Origin of the sequence: Terriglobus sp. TAA 43, assembly GCF_000800015.1 — a bacterium.
In the GTDB taxonomy this organism is placed as follows: domain Bacteria; phylum Acidobacteriota; class Terriglobia; order Terriglobales; family Acidobacteriaceae; genus Terriglobus.
Map to the genome: position 1 here is coordinate 62698 of NZ_JUGR01000004.1, position 17447 is coordinate 80144.

The window sequence follows — 17447 nt, forward strand, 5'->3', positions numbered from 1 at the left end:
TCCCAGAAAAATGTGTGCGTTGCTACACGTTTTTCATAGGGCTATCGCAATGCTTCCTCAGGGAGCGATGGACGCCATGAAGATGCCCACTTCGATGGCTGTGCACCCATCACAACGTGAAGTGTTGCGCCAGACTGAATCTGCTCCCATGTGATGACGGGCTTATCCAGCGGCTTGTCGTTCAGTGTGGCGGATTGGATGTACACGTTGCTGTGGCTGTTGTTGTCTGCGACGACGGTGAATGCCTTGCCGTTGGCGAGCTTCAAACTCATGCGGCCATACATGGGGCTGCCGATCATGTAATCGCCGCTGGCTGGGTTCACGGGGTACATGCCGAGCGCAGTGAAGAGATACCACGCAGACATCTGGCCGCAATCATCATCACCATCCAGACCTGCGGGCAGGTTGGCGTATTCCTTGTAGGCAATCTCGCGAACTTTGGCCTGTGTTTTCCACGGCTGGCCGGTGAAGTCGTAGAGGTAGCCGTAGTGGTGGCTGGGTTCGTTCTTGTGGACGTTGTGATTGCCCACGAAGTGTTGATCGAGTTGTTTGTTTGCGACTTCGGGTCCGCCCATGAGCTTCTCAACACCCGCAATGTCATGGAAGGGCGACCATGTGTATACCCATGCATCGCCTTCGGTCCATCCGGAGACGCTGCGGTTGCCATCAGTATCGCGGCTACCGCCAATCGGTGCCCACTTGCCGTCGGAAGTTTTGCCGCGCATCAGGTTGAGGCTCTTGTCGAATAGGTTGCGATCGTTCAGCGAACGCTTCAGGAAGAAGCGATAGTCGTCCATGCGGCCAAGTGCTTTGGCCACCTGCGCCACGCACCAGTCGTCGTAGCTGTCTTCCAGTGTGCGGCTGGTGGCTTCGTCGGTCTTATCCGTGGGAATGAAGCCAAGTTGCTTGTAGTAGGTCAGGCCCGCACGCGCTTCGTAAGGAGTGTGTTCTTCACGGTCCAGCCATCGACGCGTGGTGTCACCGTCGGGTGGTGACATGGCGTCTTTGTAGACGGCCTTCCATGCGAGTTCACGATCAAAGCCGTGGAAGCCTTTGCGCAATGCTTCTGCCACCATGCTGTCGGCGTGGGTGCCGATCATGATGTTCGTGTAACTGGGATTGGGCCACTTCGGCATCCATCCGCCTTCTTTGTAATCCTGCAAAAGCGCAGTGATCATGCCGTCGATGCGTTCCGGTGCGACGAGTGTCAGCAGGCTATGTTCTGCGCGGAAGGTGTCCCAGATGGAATAGTCGGTGTACGACGCGCCGTCATGAATGGTGTCGTCAAAAGCGCTGTAATAACGGCCATACTCGGAAAACGTGCGCGGATACAGCAGTGCGTGATATAGCGCGGTGTAGGCAGTGATGCGCTCATCCTGCGTAGCGCCTGCGATGGTTAGGTTACTTAATTTCTGCTGCCAGATGGTGTGAAGTTTCTGGCGTGTGGCAGCGAAGTTCCATGCGGGGATTTCTTTGGTGATGTTCTCGCGCGCCTGATCGATGCTGAGGAACGATGTGCCTACGCGAACTTCAATCACTGTGGGCGCGGACGTTTTCGCAAAGGTGACCGATGCGCCATGCGCGGCGGCTGTGTTCAGACCATAGGAATCGCCGCCGGTGGTGTGTTGGTGGAACTGCGCAACGAAGTAGCCGCTGAAGTTTGGCAGTGCAAAGGGCCCAAGATTGTTGTCGATGCGGTGCGGATTCTGACCGACGATTTCGCCTTTTGCAATGTCCACCGAGGCTTTGCCATTGATACCGGGACGTGATGCTTCCAACAAAACGCGTGGTTCCACGCCAGCAGGGAAGGTGAAGCGCAGGTATGCGCAGCGCTCGGATGCGGTCATCTCGGCATGGATGATCTTGCCGTCCTGCGTCTTCATGTCCACGCTGTAGAAGTCAGGGTGCGTGGTCTCATGCGCGTGATCGTAGGCAAGCGCGCGAGTTTCGGGCGTGGTCTTCAGCGCGCCGATCTCAGGCATCAGGGTGACGTAGCCGAAGTCGCCCATCCAGATGGCGGGCTGGTGTGTGCCCATGAAGCCCTGAATGGTCTTGTCGCCGTATTCGTATGAGGTGACGCTGAGGCGGTTCTGTCGCGTCTGCGCGGTCCAGTTCGTCATGCCAAAGGGCGTTGTCACGAAGGGCATGGTGCCACCGTAGCCGATGGGGCCGTTACCTGTGCCGATGAGCGGATTTACCTCATTAACGGGGTCTTTTTGTGCGACCGCACAGAGAGTGAAGAACAGCGACAGGCAGAAGACGAATCGTTTGCAAAACCAGACCATGGCGGAACGCTATCGTGTTCGCTATTGCGAGGGCAAATGGTGAGAAAGCGGTGGATGAATCTTTTTTTTCGATATCGAATCAATTATTGCGGAGGGTTAAGACAATGGCTAACGAACGGGCGAAGATCCAGGGATTGCATCATGTGACGGCGATTGCTTCCGATCCGCAGCGGAATCTGGATTTCTATACCCAGGTGCTGGGTTTGCGGTTGGTGAAGAAGACCGTTAATTTTGACGATCCGGGCACGTATCACTTTTATTTTGGCGATGATGCCGGTACGCCGGGAACGATCTTGACGTTCTTCCCCTGGCCGGGTGCGCGTCGTGGACTGGCAGGCGCGGGAGAAGTGACTCACACAGCGTTCTCTGTGCCGACAGCTTCCATCCCTTACTGGGAGAAGCGGCTTACGGATGAGGGTGTTCTGGTGGAACACACCGGCTTGCGCTTTAACGGTGTGGAGGACGTGCTGACGTTTGCCGATCCGGATGGCATGAAGCTGGAGATTGTGGGCCATGCCGATGCTCCTGTTGCAGCTAAGGCGCCCCGGTATGCGGACGTTCCTGAGGAGCACAGCATTCGTGGCTTCTTTGGCGTGACCATGCTGCATCGCAGCGAAAAGGCGACGGCGGATACGCTGGCGTGGATGGGCTTTGCGGAAATTGGCCGCGACGGCGACCGCATTCGTTACGCAGCGCCGGAAGGCGCGGCGCTGGGCAACCACATTGATGTGCTGGTGAACCCGAATGCCGGTTATGGACGCAGCGGTGCGGGGTCGGTGCACCACATCGCGTTCCGTACACCGAATGATGACTCGCAGCTTGCATGGAGAGAGGAGATCCTGAAGCATCTGCCGGTTACGACGGTGCAGGATCGCGACTACTTCCACTCCATCTATTTCCGCGAGCCGGGTGGTGTGTTGTTTGAGATGGCGACGGACGAGCCGGGCTTTGCGATCGACGAGCCGATCGAGACACTTGGCGAGGCGCTGCGTGTGCCAAAGATGCACCAGGGACTGCTTGACCAGATTGAACGCCGGTTGATCCCGGTGGAACTGAAGCAGTCGTCGAAGACGGTGGTGACGGCGTAAGGCCGTCATCCCCGCGAAGAAAGGAGATTACGAATGCAAGGACCGCATGATCTGAGTCCGGTTTACACGGCAGGCGAGCCTCTGAAGGAAGCCGCCGGAGTCGTTGTGCTGCTGCATGGCCGCGGCAGCAACGCGGGAGACATTCTTGGACTGTCACGCGCCTTTATGGATATGAAACTGGCATTCGTTGCGCCGCAAGCTGCGGGCAACGTCTGGTATCCGCAGCGATTCATTGCACCGCGCGAGATGAATGAGCCAGATCTTTCCTCGGCTCTAACAAAGGTGAAGCGCATTGTCGATGGACTTGTGGGCAGCGGCATTCCCACGGAGCGCATTGTCATCGCCGGCTTCTCGCAGGGAGCTTGCCTGGCGTCGGAGTTCGTTGCCTCCAACCCGGCGCGGTATGCCGGTTTGATCGCGTTCACGGGAGGCCTGATCGGGCCATTGGGAAGCGATCTGCATCACGATGGCGATCTGGCAGGCACACCCGCATTATTTTTATGCGGCGACCCTGATCCGCACATACCTTTTGTGCGTGTGGAAGAGTCTGTAGAAGAGCTGAAGCGTATGGGCGCGGAAGTTTCATTACATCGTTATCCCGGAAAACCGCACAACGTAAGCGCGGAAGAACTGGAGCAGGCGCGTATCCTTCTCCAGAAGGTTTTTTCGCAGAATTCAACGAACTAGCAGAAGATGGAGAGAGCGCATGCAAACGATGCACGAATCCGAAACGAGCGAAACGCATTTCACATCGGCGGCCAGCCTATGGCTCGTGATGATGAAGGCGTATCGTTCCATGGAAGCGTATATCGAAAGCACCGTTGCGGCGCAGGACATCGGTCTGAGCGACTTCATGATCATGGAGGCCCTGCTGCATAAGGGCCCCATGAGCATGTCGCAGATCGGTGACAAAGTGCTGTTGGCGAATCCTTCCATGACGGCTGCGGTCGACCGGTTGGAGAAGCTGGGGTACGTCTCGCGATGTAGCGGCGCGACGGACAAGCGTGTCCGCACCGTGGATCTGACCAAAGAGGGACGAAAGGTGATCCGCCGTATCTTCGCGCAGCATGAACTGGACTTGGAAGAGGTCATGGCTGGTGTTTGCGCAACGATGCGCGGCCCTGTGCGCGATGCTTTGAAGAAGATCGGGCTGGCCGCCAAGGCGAAGACCGTAGCACGTTCCTTAACAACGGACTGATTGTTTTCCAGTGCGTTCCCTTCGCAACACCCGGGTGTCGCAACATCCGGTGTGATCTCCGTACAATGTCTGTATGGATCGGGAACGTTTTGGACGTGTGCTTGGACGCGGAGCCCGGATGGCGGCGCGAACTGCCTTTGAGGCAGTCGATGCGGCTACTTCTCCGTCGCCGGCGACGCCATCACGCCCAGCTTCGCCACCGCGACCACAAGTGATTCCACCCCGCGCCGAGCCCGGGGAGCCACGGTCAGTCTCACGTCCTGTTGCTGCAGCGCGTCCCGATTTTGCCCATGCGGCTGCGGCTGCCAGGCAAGGTGTCGCAGCTGCCAAACAAGGTGTTGCAGCTGCCAAACAAGGTGTTGCAGCTCCGTTGAAACGTGCATCGCGTGCTCTGTGGCATGAACTCACGGGCAGTTTCTTCGCGCTGTTTGCGCTGTCATTTACTGCGGCCATGTGGAAGACGCGGCACAACGCTGTGAGCGCCGTTGCTGATGACCGTTATCGCTTCTATTTCTTCTGCGTATTGGCTGTGCTGTTCGGATACTTCAGTGTGAGCAGCTTCGTGCGGGCGCGGCGCGCCTAATGGAGACATCGCCTTCTGCTGCCGTGCATCTCATGGATGAAACCGCTGAATCTGATTTGGCGCGTCAAACTGGAGAGACGGGTAAGACCATGGTATTGAAGAAATCATTGTGGGCAATTGGTGGTATTTGCGCCGCTGCAGCAGGATGGATTGTCTTGGGACCGAAGCGCACACAAGCAGTGCAGGATCTGGCCCGCCAACTGGAAACTGCTTGGTCCGATCATCACACCGAGGCATGAAACGGACGACATTTCCTCACGCGATGCGTGATTGCGATGGGAGAGTTGCCCGCGTAAGGTAGAGAACACCGCTCTTGCACGATGGGCCTCTGGATGGGTTCAGGCCGCAATTGAGGACGGTAACGCAGGAGGAGGCGAGATGAACGGACGCATCAAGGAACTGATCCAGCAATTGGGCGAGGCCATTCACGAATCCGTCTCGGAGTCGGAACAGATATCCGGCGTGGTGCGGGAGATCCGTGAAGAGGGATTTGACGTCCTGCTGATGCTGGAGGCGACCATTGGCCTGAACGAAGTCAGTGACGATGAGGACACGGAAGACGTCGCTGAGCCTGGTGAAACGTTCACCCGGAACGATGTCTCGTTCCTGAAGTCGCTGCGCATTTCACTGCCGGACGAACCTGCCGACCCTGAAGAAAACGAATCGTAATCTCAACGCGTTATACTCCTGCCGCGGTTGCTGGATTCTGCATCGAAGGGATTATGGGTGACAGCTTTCGGCTTGCGCAGACAGGTTCTATCTGTCTAATGTTTCGCTGAAGCCTTTGAGGTTCGCCTGGGGATGAGTGAATGAAAGATACGCTTGGAGTACTGCTGGCCGGAGGCGCCGGCGAACGTCTTTTTCCGCTGACCAAGGAACGCGCAAAGCCTGCGGTGCCGTTCGGCGGACAATATCGCATCATCGACATCACGCTCTCAAACTGCATTAATAGTGACCTACGCAAGGTCTACATCATGACGCAGTACAAAGCGCTGAGCCTGAACCGCCACATCCGTGAGGGCTGGGGTTCGGTTGTGGCCAATGAGTTGGGCGAGTTCATTGAGATTCTGCCGCCCATGCAGCGCGTGAATAAGAGCTGGTATCAGGGCACAGCAGATGCGGTGTACCAGAACATTTATTCCATCGGCTCCGAACAGCCAAAGCACGTGATCATCCTCTCAGGCGACCACATCTACAAGATGAACTATGGCCTGATGATGGATCAGCATGTGCAAAGCGGCGCGGCTTGCACCATTGCTACCTTGCCGGTCGATCCGAACGAGGTTGCGGGTTTCGGTGTGGTGGAAGTGTCCAGCAGTGGCGAAGTCATCGGGTTCCAGGAGAAGCCGAAGAGCACCAATATCCGATCGCCGTTCAATCCGGAAAAGGTGGATGCCTCCATGGGCATCTACATCTTCAACACGGACGTGCTGCTGCCGGAGCTAATGGCCGATGCAGAGAAGACGGACTCCAAGCACGACTTTGGCCACAACATACTGCCAGGCTTGCTGGGGCGCTTCAAAGTGTCTGCGTACAACTTCGTGGACGAAAATCGTAAGGAAGCGCTGTACTGGCGCGACGTGGGTACGCTGGATTCTTACTATGAGGCGAATCTCGATATCGCTTCGGTAAGCCCTGTGTTCAATCTCTATGATCGCGATTGGCCAATGCGGACGCGACCCACGCAGTATCCACCGGCGAAGTTTGTCTTCGGCGAGATGGGGCGTACGGGAATGGCGGTTAATTCAGTGGGGTCTCCCGGGTGCGTTATCTCTGGTTCAGCCGTGAGGCAGAGCGTGCTTTCGCAGGATGTGCGCGTGAATTCGTTCTCGGATATCGATTCTTCGGTAATCTTCAACCATGTGAACATCGGTCGTCATTGCCGTATTCGTCGCGCGATCATTGATCGCGACGCACATATTCCCGATGGCACGGTTATCGGCTATGACGCAAATGAAGACCGTAAGAAGTATCACGTTACGCCGAGCGGTATTACGGTGGTGACACGCGACATCACTCCGTATGAAAACCCGGTAAGTCCGGAATTCATGCAGACGAGATAGTGCCGTGCTGAAAATGAACAAGAAAATGCCCGGAGACTCTCCGGGCATTCTTCTTTACTGAAAGTGGCTTAGCGATCGCCGAAGCGATACACCACACCGCCGGAGACGGAGACGAACTCGCGAAGTTCCGTGCCGAAGTGTTCCAACACAAGATCCGGCGAGACGCGGATGGCCCAGCGCGCCGAACGATTGAAGTCGATGCTGGCACCCACAACGCCGTTGAACGCGGTGCGGTTGGTATACAGGCCCGTGACGTTGAAGAATGTATCGGGCGTTACACCAGGGTTGCTGTGGTCAAAATTACCGCTGCTTGCGCCGGCCAACGCGTGGAAGTTAATGCCCGCGCGTTGATTTCCAATCCAGTGATACTGCGCACCACCCATGTAGATCATCTGCGATACGAACGGACGCGTCTGAATCTTCGGGTTGGTGGATTGCGCTGCCGGAAGGGCGGGCGTGGTGCCGCCATCCCAGCGAATATCGGCAGCAGCACCCCATTTTGGCGTGAGCCAGTAGGTGCCCATGACTTCGCCACCAGCCATGTTGTAACGCTTGGGAATGTTCTGTCCGGCCTGACCGTTCAGGTAGTTGAAGCCACCGAAGATTTCATATTTCTCGGTGTAGGTGACTGGAGGTGGTGGACGGAAGGTGTCCTGAGCCCGCGCAGTGGCGGCTGCGGCAAATCCGCAGAGGGCAGCAAGTCCAGCAATGACAACGTTACGGGCAGACACCAAGGACGGCCCGGCAGGACGCCGCCGGGGACGGGAAATAAGCATGTTCCTCCACTGCAGGCAGCCTCCAGGCGGTTCCGCGCGGTCGTACGGCGGCGGTGTGGGACTGCACCCATTCAGGATATACCGTCTGCCGTCGTTCCCGCTTCCGCAATCACGCCAGACACACCGGATTTGTGCGACAATGGGCTGGATCAGGTAACGCCATTGCGCGGCCTGCTTTCGGAGGTTTCTGCCATGCTCAATGACCTGTTCCAGCCCATGCACCTGCTGATCATCGGCCTTATCGTCGTCGTGTTTTTCGGTGGGAAGAAGCTGCCGGAACTAGGTAAGGGACTTGGCGAAGGTCTGAAGGGTTTCAAGGAAGGCCTGAAGGGCGTGACTGAAGATGTGAAGAACGACGCGCACATCGTGACGCCGGAGCCGAAGGAGCCTGCGACCAAGTCGTAGTCCGTTTCTATAGTTCGCGAAGAGGCACAGGACATATCCTGTGCCTCTTTCCTTTGCGACGACTTTCACCTTCTTCAGGAAAGCGGTATCGTGCATCGTACTGCTTATGAAAGGTGAATTTGCCCCTTGAAGATTAAGTCGCCCCATCTGGTAGTTCCCGGTAAGAAAGTCAGCCTGCAAAAGATTGATGCAGCGCAGACTGGCAAGCTCAAGTCGGAAGCCGACGCACAAACCTACCTACAACGCCATCGCAAAGACCTGGATCGGTTGCAGGAGGTGCTGTATGCCGGTGGGGAGCATGGTGTGTTGGTGGTGCTGCAGGGCATGGATACTGCGGGCAAGGATGGGACGATCCGTCACATCTTCTCAGGTATCAACCCGCAGGGATGTGATGTGACGGCGTTCAAGGTGCCAACTCCGCTGGAGGCAAAGCATGACTTCCTGTGGCGGTGCCACAATGCAGTACCGCCGCGCGGCATGATCGGTATCTTCAACCGATCGCACTATGAGGATGTATTGTCGCCGCGTGTGCACGGGCTGATGGATAAGAAGACGGCGCATGCTCACATGGAGCAGATCAACCGCTTCGAGGAGATGCTGACAGAGAATGGCATCGCTATCCTGAAGTTCTTCCTGCATATCTCTGAGGCGGAGCAGAAGCGGCGCTTGCAGGCGCGCATTGACGACAACAGCAAGCACTGGAAGCTATCCGCCGCTGACTTCGCAGAGCGTAAGTTCTGGCCGCAGTATCAAGACTGCTATGAGGACATTCTGCAGCGCACCAGTAAGAAGCACGCTCCGTGGTTCGTGATTCCGTCGGATAACAAGTGGTATCGCAACGTGGCGATCTCCGAGATCCTCGTAGAGACCATGAAGAGCATGAAGCTGCGCTATCCAAAAGCTACGGTCGATGTGTCGCAGCTAACGCTGTAGCTGCGATCAGCGCTTCTTTTTTCGTGTGTCGAGATTCTGACCGGGCGCAACTGTGTCACGGGCTGCCCCCTGCCCCCCGTCTACGGTGAAGTCGTAGGCCAGGGTGTTGCCGGGGGTTAGGGTCTTCTGGATCGGGAGCAGTGCGTACTCTCCCGGTGTCAAGGGGGCCTGCGGGGTGACACGGAGCCAGCCGTCGGGTAGGGACTCGGCGGTGGTGCAGATCACCGGGGCGGTGCATACGGTGGCGCTGTTGACGTCGGTGAACCTGGGGCGGGCGACGGTGCGGTGGCTGTCCGCGACGGGGGCGGAGAGTAGAGCCCATCCCGTTGGCGTGCCGCGTCCACTATCGCCGGAGTTCTCCGTACGGTCACTGGTATGGATGAAGAAGGCTGGTGTCGCGGAGTGCAGTGGTGTGTGCGACGTTGGTCCTTCCAGCGTGCCGCTGGTTGCTGTACCGGTGAGCGGTGTGTGGTGAATGGGGACGAGCACCTGCTTGCCATCGACCGTGTCCAACGCCCAGGGTACGTTGCCGTTGGGAATGCGGAGGCCCGGAGCGACAACGAGTTCCCCGTTCTGGACGCTATAGGAATCTGTGCGGGCTGCGGGAGCCGTTGTGGACGGATTGGATGGTGCCGCGGAACGGTCGGCCGTTTGCGCTACGGCGGCGCCAACCATCACCGGCAGCAGTATAGGGAGAGTGAGGCGCATCGCTGCCAGCATACGCTGCCACTGGTGTGAGAGGACACGATATATGCGGTAGTTACGTGGAATCGTGGAGTGTCCTGGCTCGGTTGCAGGCTGGATCGCGGTATCCTCGGAGATGGGTGTGACAGGCATAAGCACTGCCACCTTAGACCACATTTCCACTCCAGAGGATTCATGGCTGACACAACTTCCGCCGCATCGCTTCGCCGTACCGCACTGTTTGATACCCACAAGTCGCTGAAGGCCAAGATGGTGGACTTTGGTGGATGGGAGATGCCGGTGGAGTACAGCGGCCTAGTGGCCGAGCACAATGCCGTTCGTACCGCAGTGGGCGTGTTTGACGTGTCGCACATGGGCTGCATCCAGTTGCGTGGACCCGGTTCGCTGGACGCGGTGCAGAAGCTCCTGATGAACGATGCCAGCAAGCTGCAGATCGGGCAGGCGCATTACTCGGCGATGCTGACACCGGAAGGCACGTTTGTGGATGACGTTGTCCTGCACAAGCTGTCTGACAACGACTACCTGATCGTGATCAATGCCGGTACGCGTGAGAAGGACATCAACTGGGTGCGCAAGACGATCGGCTCCATGCCGAGCGTCCACATCAACGACTACAGCGACCTGTATACGCAGATTGCCATCCAGGGACCGAAGGCGCAGGAGACACTGCAGAAGCTGACTGACACCGATCTGTCGGTGATCAAGAACTACTGGTTTACGTGGGGCAAGGTTGCGGGGTTCTACAACGTGCTGATTGCTCGCACTGGTTATACGGGCGAAGACGGCTTCGAGATCTATGTGCCCAGCGATGTGGCTACCAGCGAGGCTGCGTGGAAGGCTGTGTTTGAGGCGGGTGCTGAGTTTGGCATTGTTCCCGCTGGTCTGGGCGCGCGCAATACGTTGCGTCTGGAGAGTGCGATGGCGCTGTACGGCCACGAGATCTCTGACGAGATCAGCGTGTTTGAGGCTGGTCTGAACCGTTACTGCAAGCTGGAGAAGGATGCTGACTTCATCGGCAAGTCGACGCTGCTGGCGCTGAGTGCGAATGCTCCGGCGAAGAAGCTGGTTGGTCTGGAGATGGTGGATCGCGGTATTGCTCGCGATGGTTATCCCGTGCGTTCGCTTGCGGGTGAACCGCTTGGCGTGGTGACGAGCGGATCGCCTTCTCCGACACTGAAGAAGAACATTGCACTGGCGTTTGTGCCTCCTGCGGAAGCTGAGCTGGGCAACGAGGTTGCGGTAGAGATTCGCGGGAGTCTGGTGAAGGCGAAGGTGATTCCGACGCCGTTCTATAAGCGGGTTCGCACGCCGAAGCCGACGGTTTAGGGACTGACGGGCGGGTGTGGGGTACCCCCTCCCCCTTGTTTTTGTAAAATCGTCTTTCTATTGGGTTTACGGTTTTGGTGTCGCTAAAATCGTCTGCCCATTGGAGTTAGAGGCAAAATCGTCTTTCTAAAGGGGTTAGAGCAGCGAATCCGCTTCAGTGATTCGCTGCTCTATTTCTATTTTAGAGAACCGAAGGAAATCACATGCCAACTGTATTTCCTTTGGTTTGTTCGGGTTGAGTGGTCATAGGGCTTGACAGGCTTTCGGTAACTTCTCAGCCATGGGCTGGTTCCAAAAGGAAGGGCCTGTTTTGGACTCCGGAACAAACAAACCACTCTGCCAGTCAAAGCAACGGGAATCTTTCAGGTGTGTGGACAGTTGTATGGTGAGTGGCGCGCGATCTGCAGCGGAGATTGTTCGAGATGTTCTGAGAAGACACTGGGAACTGGATGAGATGGCTGTAGCTTCCACGCAAGGTGTGAGCCGCGCCACCTGGAAGATAGGAACGGGATATTGGTTATCTCAAGCTGAGAGCGAGCGATACTCGGCCCTCGCGGAGAAGGCACGCTTCCTGGTGGCTTTTGGTCGATTCCTGAAAGATCAGTCCTGTTCTATTTCGGTTCCGGAATGTGGGAGGACGTTGGATGATCAGCCGCTGGTATTGGATAGCGGTTACGTTTGGGGTTTGACTCGCCACCTGCCGGGTGCTCATCCCAACGCACATGACCCGCGTATTTATCCGAAGATGATTGAGGGATTGGCGCGATTTCATCTTGCGTTGCGCGACTTTCAACAGACGCGCATGTTCGAGGTGCCTCCTGGAGTCTGCGAGAAGACGTGTCGATTGATTTCTCAAATGGAGTGTGAAAGGTTTGTACCTTTCACTTCCGATCCATTGGAAGAAGAGATCGTATGTTCTGCTGCAGAGTGGCTCACGGGCAGGCTTGCCAGCTTTGAATCGCTACCCAGGCAGATAGTACACGGCGATTTCACTCCGCAGAACGTGTTGTTTGGAGGAGACGGCAGAGACGTACTTTCCGCTGTTCTTGACTTCGAAGCCGTTGCTCTTGATCCGGTGCATGTAGACATCGGAAATGTCTGTTCGACCCTGCTTATGTGGTCAAACCTGGAAGATGTTGAAGAGCATATTGCTTCTGCGATGATGACTTACTTCCAGTTCACCGGCACTGCTCTTGATTTGGGAGAGATCCATACAGCGATGGTTGCGCGTTGGTTCTGCCATTACTGGGATTGGCGTGAGCGCTCTGCATTTGGTGAATTCGGCAGGGAAGTGGAACAACGCCTCTGCGCAAGGATTTCTGCAGTGCTTGCTTACGTCACAAACGACTGAAGAGCGCGCCTGTCTGAGCTTTTCAGGTAATTTGTTGTGCCAAAACTTTGTTGAGTAGCTATTTTCATAAAGTTCTTGACGTTGTCTGCTCATTTCTTCTAAATAAGAGAAGAAATGAGCGACCTTCTTTTGAATGCTCCGGACTTGATGATTCTCCTTGCGATTCTTCGTTTGGGTGAAGAGGCGTACGGCGTTCTACTGTGCGACGAGATTTCGTCGCTGACGGGGAAGAGCGCGGCGCTGGCCAGCATCTACAAGACGCTGGAACGGCTTGAGGCTGCGGGATTGATTGCCAGCCGTATGGGCCAGCCGAGCGCAGAGCGAGGAGGACGTGCGAAGCGCTTTGTGCGTGTGACAGATCAGGGGCTGCGTGCGATTGACCACACTCGAACGTCGCTGAATCAGCTTTGGCAGGATGTCCCTACGTTTGCCAATGGTGCGAAGACAAGAGGTGCGCGATGAAACAACAGACCATGTTGCGTGTTGCACTTTGGCTGGTGGAAGCGAGTTCTTCTGGTCCAGAGTCGGAGGGCTTTGCAGGCGATCTGATGGAGCTCTTCGCTGCGGGCCGAAGTGGGTGGTGGTGCCTGGGGCAGGCATTGCGCAGAACAGTTTCAACAGGTGAACAGCGTCTGCGGTCATTGCTGGCGCCGTTCTGGTTTGCTGTCGCGTTCGTTGCTTTGTACCCACTGTGGCAACGGCTCTATGCACCTGCCGTAACTCAGCTACTTACGCAGTATCGCGGAAGCTTTCAGTGGCCAGGTTCAGCGGTGCTTGAGCTTACTGCTGGCTTGCTTCCTGCCATGCTGTTCGTTTGGATGGGTGTTTTCGTTTACGGAGTGCTGCGGCATCGATCACTGAAGATGACTCCTGTGGTGGCGCTGCTATCGCTGAACATAGGAGCGTTCCTGCTTTTCATCTCCATGGTGATGCGACTACGAGCGATGCATAACGAGCTTCGCTTTCTTTCGCAGGCAGACTTTCTCTATCCGTTCGTACATGCACGCTTCAGTCTTCTTCTGTTGCTCAGTTTGTTTGGTGCCGTGGTGGTGTTGCCACGTGAACGTCGCACGATAGGCTCCAGTCGTTTGATTGCGCGGCTACTTTCGCGGTGCGGACTATTGCAGGTCGCACGAACTTTGGGACTTCTTACTCTGCTGGTACCTCAGGTCTGTGCGCAGGGTGTGCGACCTGAAGCGACTCCAAGGCTCATGGGCACGGATGGCAAGCCCATTGAGTTCGATGTGGTCTCCGTCAGGCCCAACCACACGGGCGCTGTGCGAATGGACATAGGCTCGCCTCCGATGAGCGATGCGCTGAGCATTACCAACATGCCGCCGGAGAACATCATTCAATGGGCCTTTGGTATTTTTCTGAGCGATCAGATCGATGGTCTTCCTGACTGGACGCGGCAGGAGCGATATGACGTCGAGGCAAAAGTAAGTGATGCGGACCTAGCTGCTTTTCGCAAAGTGGTTGATCCCATCCAGCGCGCACCCATGCTGCAAAAGATTCTGATTGATCGCTTTGGTATGAAGTTTCACTACGAGACAAGGGATCTCTCCGTCTACGCGTTGACCGTGGGTAAGAACGGATCCCGCCTTACTGAGATTCAACCCGCTATTGGTCCGAACGGTATGAAGGAAGGCGGAGGCAGACAACGAGGACATGGCTCGTATACAAGCATGGGCCAGCCGATGAAGCCGTTCATCAACGAACTTACTGTTCAACTGAAGAGCCCTGTCGTGGACCGTACTGGTCTCACTGGTTTTTATAACTACACGCTGCACTGGACACCGGATGATGGAACTCCAGCAGCAGCGGAGGATGGCCCATCACTTTTTACGGCAGTGCAAGAGCAGCTTGGTTTGAAGCTGGAACGTGTGAAAGCTCCTGTGCAGGTGCTTGTGATCGACCATATTGAGCGACCGTCGTCCAATTGAGCTTGTATGAGCGAATCACTCATCCTCACTTTTGAAGGTTGAACAGGTTTTGAAGAATGTTCCGAACAAGCGTGTTCACGAAGTCCCACTGCTGAAGGTTTTTTGAAAGTTGGGATGTGGAGTGAACCGCAGCATTGATGGCTGAGATTGCGACCCATGTTCGTATCGGGTCGAGTTCCGGAACAGATGCTGTTCCCTTTGTTTGAATCTCTTGTGTGGCACTCTGCGCCGATCCTAATAAGTTCAAGCGTTCGAGGTTTTGATAGACCACGCCTCTGACCTGAGACTCTTCTCGATGGATGGAGATAAGGGCCTCGGTTAGTTCTTCTACAAGAGCGTCTTTCTTCTGTCGGCTTCGCGCGGAGTTTACGAAGATTCGACCGAAGAGTTCTGCATCCTGTTGCATGAAGTTGAGTGAGAGATCGGCGAGGATTGAATCTTTGTTTGGGTAGTACTTGTATAGGGTTCCGATGCTGATGCCAGTCTTCTTCGCAATGTGGTTTGTGGATACTTCGCCGAGGGGCTTTCGATTCAAAAGGTGAGTAGTTGCCTTGAGGATGTCGTGCCTTGTATGCCTGGAACGGTCTTGTTGGGGCGTCTTTCTTGGGCGAATTGTCTTTTTCATTTGTCTCTCAAGGGCTTTCTGAAAGCGAGCAGTAAAGGCGAGTGATTGCTCGCTATTCTTACTAGAATTGAAGCATGAATGCTGTGAGAGTCCAAGATGAAATGACGACGGAATGTGATGTGCTGATTCAGGGTGCTGGTATTGGCGGTTTGGCATTGGGCATCGCTCTGCAGCAACGTGGTTATCGCGTGAGGATTGTGGAGCGCGCAGGCGCACTGTCGGAGGTGGGAGCGGGCATTTGGATGGCAGCCAATGCGATGCAGGTTTTCGCGCAGCTTGGCTTTGCAGAAAAGATCGTTGCAGCGGGTTGGCCTGTGAAGTTGCTGCGGCTTCAGGATTCGAAGTCTGGCGACATTCAGGTGACGGATATGTCGCAGATCGCGCATGAATATGGCTTCGAAACGATTGCGCTGCATCGTGGTGTGCTGCAGCGTGTGTTGTTGGAGCAGCTTCAGGAGGACTCCGTTCGTTTCAATTGCGAAGTGTCCTCAGTAATTCAAAGTGGTGATGGAGTTGTTGCGAAGCTGTCTGATGGTTCGTCGTGTACAGCAGCGGTGTTGATTGGAGCGGATGGATTGCATTCGCAGATTCGTTCGATGGCCGGACTGGATGGGGAGAAGCGATATTCGGGGTCGTCTTCGTATCGCGCTATTGCACGTGGCGCACATGTATTGCCTGTTGGAGCGGAGCACGATGCGTATGAGGTTTGGGCGAGTGGATGTCGTGTTGGTTTTTCGAAGATCAATGCGGATGACTACTACTGGTACATGACGTTCGATTCACCTGCAGGTGAACCTTCGTCCGCGAGTGAGAGGAAGGCTCATGCAGAGATGTTGTTTCGAACTCATTTTCCGCAATGGATATCGCTGCTTGACAGTACCCGAGCAGAAGATATTTTGCGGACGGACATCGGTGATTTGAAGCCTCTATTGCGGTGGTCTTCCGGACGCATTGGATTGGTGGGCGATGCAGCGCATGCGGCTACGCCTAACCTTGGACAAGGCGGAGCGATGGCGGTGGAAGACGCGTTGGCGTTGGCCGAGGCGTTCAGGAAATTTGGGTTGAACGAAAGTGCGTTGAGCCGTTTTGAACAACTGCGGCGAAAGAAGGTGGATTGGACTGTGTCTACATCATGGTCGATCGGGAAGATCTGTCATGTTGGGAATCCGCTGTTCCGCTTTCTGCGCAACGTCGCGTTGAGGAAGACACCGGCGAGCGTTACGCAGAAGCAGGTGCAGCGGATGTATCGGCTTGAATCTTATTCGTGATGCGGGCCTGCGAATCGATAGCGAAGCAGGCCCGCGATTCTGTTGGTGCGATCAGTGATCGATCAGAAGTCTGTGGATAGGGAAAGGTCTTTGTAGAGTGCCGTTTGTTCTGTGACGAAGGCGTTCTTTTTCTCAATGCGTGCGAGGGTATCGCTTCCCAATGGCATGCGAACGGGCGGCTCGTTCATGTTGGCAAGCGTTAGGAGTGCTTGCGCTAGCTTTGCCGGGTCGCCGGGTTGTTGTCCGTTGTGTCCACCTGCAAAGTCGCGCATCTGTCCGACGGTTTCGGCGTAATCGCTGATTCGAGTTTTGGTTTCGATCAAAGAGCTGGCATCGAGAAAATTTGTGCGGAAGAATCCTGGCTCTACGACGGTGACGTGGATGCCCAGTGGCTTTAGTTCGGCGTGCATCGCCTCTGAGATGCCTTCCAACGCGAACTTCGTTGAACCGTAAATACCCCAGCCTTGAAAGCCTGCGTAGCCACCGATGGATGAAATGTTCATGATGTGTCCGGCATGGCGTGCGCGCATGCCTGGCAGCACGGCGCGGACTACGTTCAACAAACCGAAGACGTTCGTGCGATAGACGCCTTCCACTTCTTCAGCACTGCTTTCTTCAACCGCGCCGAGCAGACCATAGCCAGCGTTGTTCACGAGTACATCGATCCGACCGAACTTCGCTAGTGCTTTGCTGACGGCGGCTTTAACCTGCTCTTCATTCGTGACGTCGAGGGCTACTTTCAGAAGATTTTCCGGTGCTCCGAGATAGTCCAACGCTTCGGTCTTGCGAGCTGTGGCGACGAGGGTGTCGCCTGCTGCCAGGATCGCTTTTGCGATTTCTGCACCTAATCCGCGGGAAGCACCCGTAACGAGCCATACTTTGCCATTCATCACATCCT

General features: G+C 55.9%; 19 protein-coding genes. 14 read left to right on the forward strand and 5 right to left on the reverse strand.

Translation table 11 applies throughout. The features are described 5' to 3' along the window. Window positions 1-41: 41 nt before the first annotated feature. Complete coding sequence (locus M504_RS19535) at window positions 42-2285, reverse strand: GH92 family glycosyl hydrolase (protein WP_084214568.1); 2244 nt, start codon at window positions 2283-2285, stop codon at window positions 42-44. A gap of 104 nt (window positions 2286-2389) precedes the next feature. Here M504_RS19535 and M504_RS19540 point away from each other — a divergent pair, with 104 nt between their 5' ends. The 7 genes from M504_RS19540 to glgC all read left to right on the forward strand — a co-directional run bounded on the left by M504_RS19540 (window position 2390) and on the right by glgC (window position 7217). After that, window positions 2390-3373 (forward strand): VOC family protein, encoded by a 984-nt coding sequence (locus M504_RS19540; protein ID WP_047497566.1) that lies wholly within the window; start codon window positions 2390-2392, stop codon window positions 3371-3373. 33 nt (window positions 3374-3406) lie between these two features. Then, on the forward strand, window positions 3407-4060 hold the full coding sequence (locus M504_RS19545; RefSeq protein WP_047497571.1) for an alpha/beta hydrolase: 654 nt from the start codon (window positions 3407-3409) through the stop codon (window positions 4058-4060). Between the two features lie 19 nt (window positions 4061-4079). Then, entirely contained in the window at window positions 4080-4571 is a 492-nt protein-coding gene (locus M504_RS19550; RefSeq protein WP_047497574.1) for a MarR family winged helix-turn-helix transcriptional regulator, read from the forward strand. 118 nt (window positions 4572-4689) lie between these two features. Next, complete coding sequence (locus tag M504_RS22190; RefSeq protein WP_156994058.1) at window positions 4690-5154, forward strand: hypothetical protein; 465 nt, start codon at window positions 4690-4692, stop codon at window positions 5152-5154. After that, window positions 5154-5393, forward strand: a complete 240-nt coding sequence (locus M504_RS19565; protein WP_047497583.1) for a hypothetical protein — start codon at window positions 5154-5156, stop codon at window positions 5391-5393. Before M504_RS22190 ends, M504_RS19565 begins: the two co-directional genes overlap by 1 nt. Window positions 5394-5532: 139 nt before the next feature. Then, window positions 5533-5823 carry a hypothetical protein gene (locus M504_RS19570; RefSeq protein ID WP_047497585.1) on the forward strand — a complete coding sequence of 97 codons (291 nt, stop codon included), beginning with the start codon at window positions 5533-5535 and terminating at the stop codon, window positions 5821-5823. Between the two features lie 140 nt (window positions 5824-5963). Then, window positions 5964-7217: a glucose-1-phosphate adenylyltransferase gene (gene glgC / locus M504_RS19575; RefSeq protein ID WP_047497588.1), complete on the forward strand. Its 1254-nt coding sequence runs from the start codon at window positions 5964-5966 to the stop codon at window positions 7215-7217. Between the two features lie 68 nt (window positions 7218-7285). Here glgC and M504_RS19580 read toward each other — a convergent pair whose 3' ends face one another. Continuing rightward, on the reverse strand, window positions 7286-7993 hold the full coding sequence (locus M504_RS19580) for a hypothetical protein (protein ID WP_047497590.1): 708 nt from the start codon (window positions 7991-7993) through the stop codon (window positions 7286-7288). Between the two features lie 192 nt (window positions 7994-8185). Here M504_RS19580 and M504_RS19585 point away from each other — a divergent pair, with 192 nt between their 5' ends. Both M504_RS19585 and M504_RS19590 read left to right on the forward strand, forming a co-directional pair. Next, entirely contained in the window at window positions 8186-8398 is a 213-nt protein-coding gene (locus tag M504_RS19585) for a twin-arginine translocase TatA/TatE family subunit (protein ID WP_047498011.1), read from the forward strand. 126 nt (window positions 8399-8524) lie between these two features. Continuing rightward, on the forward strand, window positions 8525-9331 hold the full coding sequence (locus tag M504_RS19590; RefSeq protein ID WP_047497593.1) for a polyphosphate kinase 2 family protein: 807 nt from the start codon (window positions 8525-8527) through the stop codon (window positions 9329-9331). Window positions 9332-9337: 6 nt separating this feature from the next. On the opposite strand, the gene M504_RS19595 is transcribed toward M504_RS19590, so the two are convergent. After that, window positions 9338-10192 carry a hypothetical protein gene (locus tag M504_RS19595; RefSeq protein WP_156994060.1) on the reverse strand — a complete coding sequence of 285 codons (855 nt, stop codon included), beginning with the start codon at window positions 10190-10192 and terminating at the stop codon, window positions 9338-9340. 18 nt (window positions 10193-10210) lie between these two features. Here M504_RS19595 and gcvT point away from each other — a divergent pair, with 18 nt between their 5' ends. The 4 genes from gcvT (at window position 10211) to M504_RS21615 (ending at window position 14656) form a co-directional block, all read left to right on the forward strand. After that, on the forward strand, window positions 10211-11362 hold the full coding sequence (gene gcvT / locus M504_RS19600) for a glycine cleavage system aminomethyltransferase GcvT (RefSeq protein ID WP_047497599.1): 1152 nt from the start codon (window positions 10211-10213) through the stop codon (window positions 11360-11362). Window positions 11363-11816: 454 nt separating this feature from the next. Next, window positions 11817-12713 (forward strand): phosphotransferase enzyme family protein, encoded by an 897-nt coding sequence (locus tag M504_RS19605; RefSeq protein ID WP_198137720.1) that lies wholly within the window; start codon window positions 11817-11819, stop codon window positions 12711-12713. Window positions 12714-12827: 114 nt separating this feature from the next. After that, the gene (locus M504_RS19610; RefSeq protein ID WP_047497604.1) at window positions 12828-13175 is read left to right on the forward strand and encodes a PadR family transcriptional regulator; all 348 of its coding nucleotides are present in this window, start codon (window positions 12828-12830) and stop codon (window positions 13173-13175) included. Next, window positions 13172-14656 carry a TIGR03435 family protein gene (locus tag M504_RS21615; RefSeq protein ID WP_052201097.1) on the forward strand — a complete coding sequence of 495 codons (1485 nt, stop codon included), beginning with the start codon at window positions 13172-13174 and terminating at the stop codon, window positions 14654-14656. Before M504_RS19610 ends, M504_RS21615 begins: the two co-directional genes overlap by 4 nt. A 25-nt stretch (window positions 14657-14681) precedes the next feature. Here M504_RS21615 and M504_RS21620 read toward each other — a convergent pair whose 3' ends face one another. Continuing rightward, complete coding sequence (locus M504_RS21620) at window positions 14682-15437, reverse strand: TetR/AcrR family transcriptional regulator (protein WP_084214581.1); 756 nt, start codon at window positions 15435-15437, stop codon at window positions 14682-14684. On the opposite strand from M504_RS21620, the gene M504_RS19625 reads away from it, so the two are divergent. Beyond that, the gene (locus M504_RS19625; RefSeq protein WP_047497607.1) at window positions 15383-16549 is read left to right on the forward strand and encodes an FAD-dependent monooxygenase; all 1167 of its coding nucleotides are present in this window, start codon (window positions 15383-15385) and stop codon (window positions 16547-16549) included. The genes M504_RS21620 and M504_RS19625 overlap by 55 nt on opposite strands. 62 nt (window positions 16550-16611) lie before the next feature. On the opposite strand, the gene M504_RS19630 is transcribed toward M504_RS19625, so the two are convergent. Further along, window positions 16612-17439, reverse strand: coding sequence for an oxidoreductase (locus M504_RS19630; RefSeq protein ID WP_047497609.1), 828 nt, complete (start codon window positions 17437-17439; stop codon window positions 16612-16614). Window positions 17440-17447: the final 8 nt, after the last annotated feature.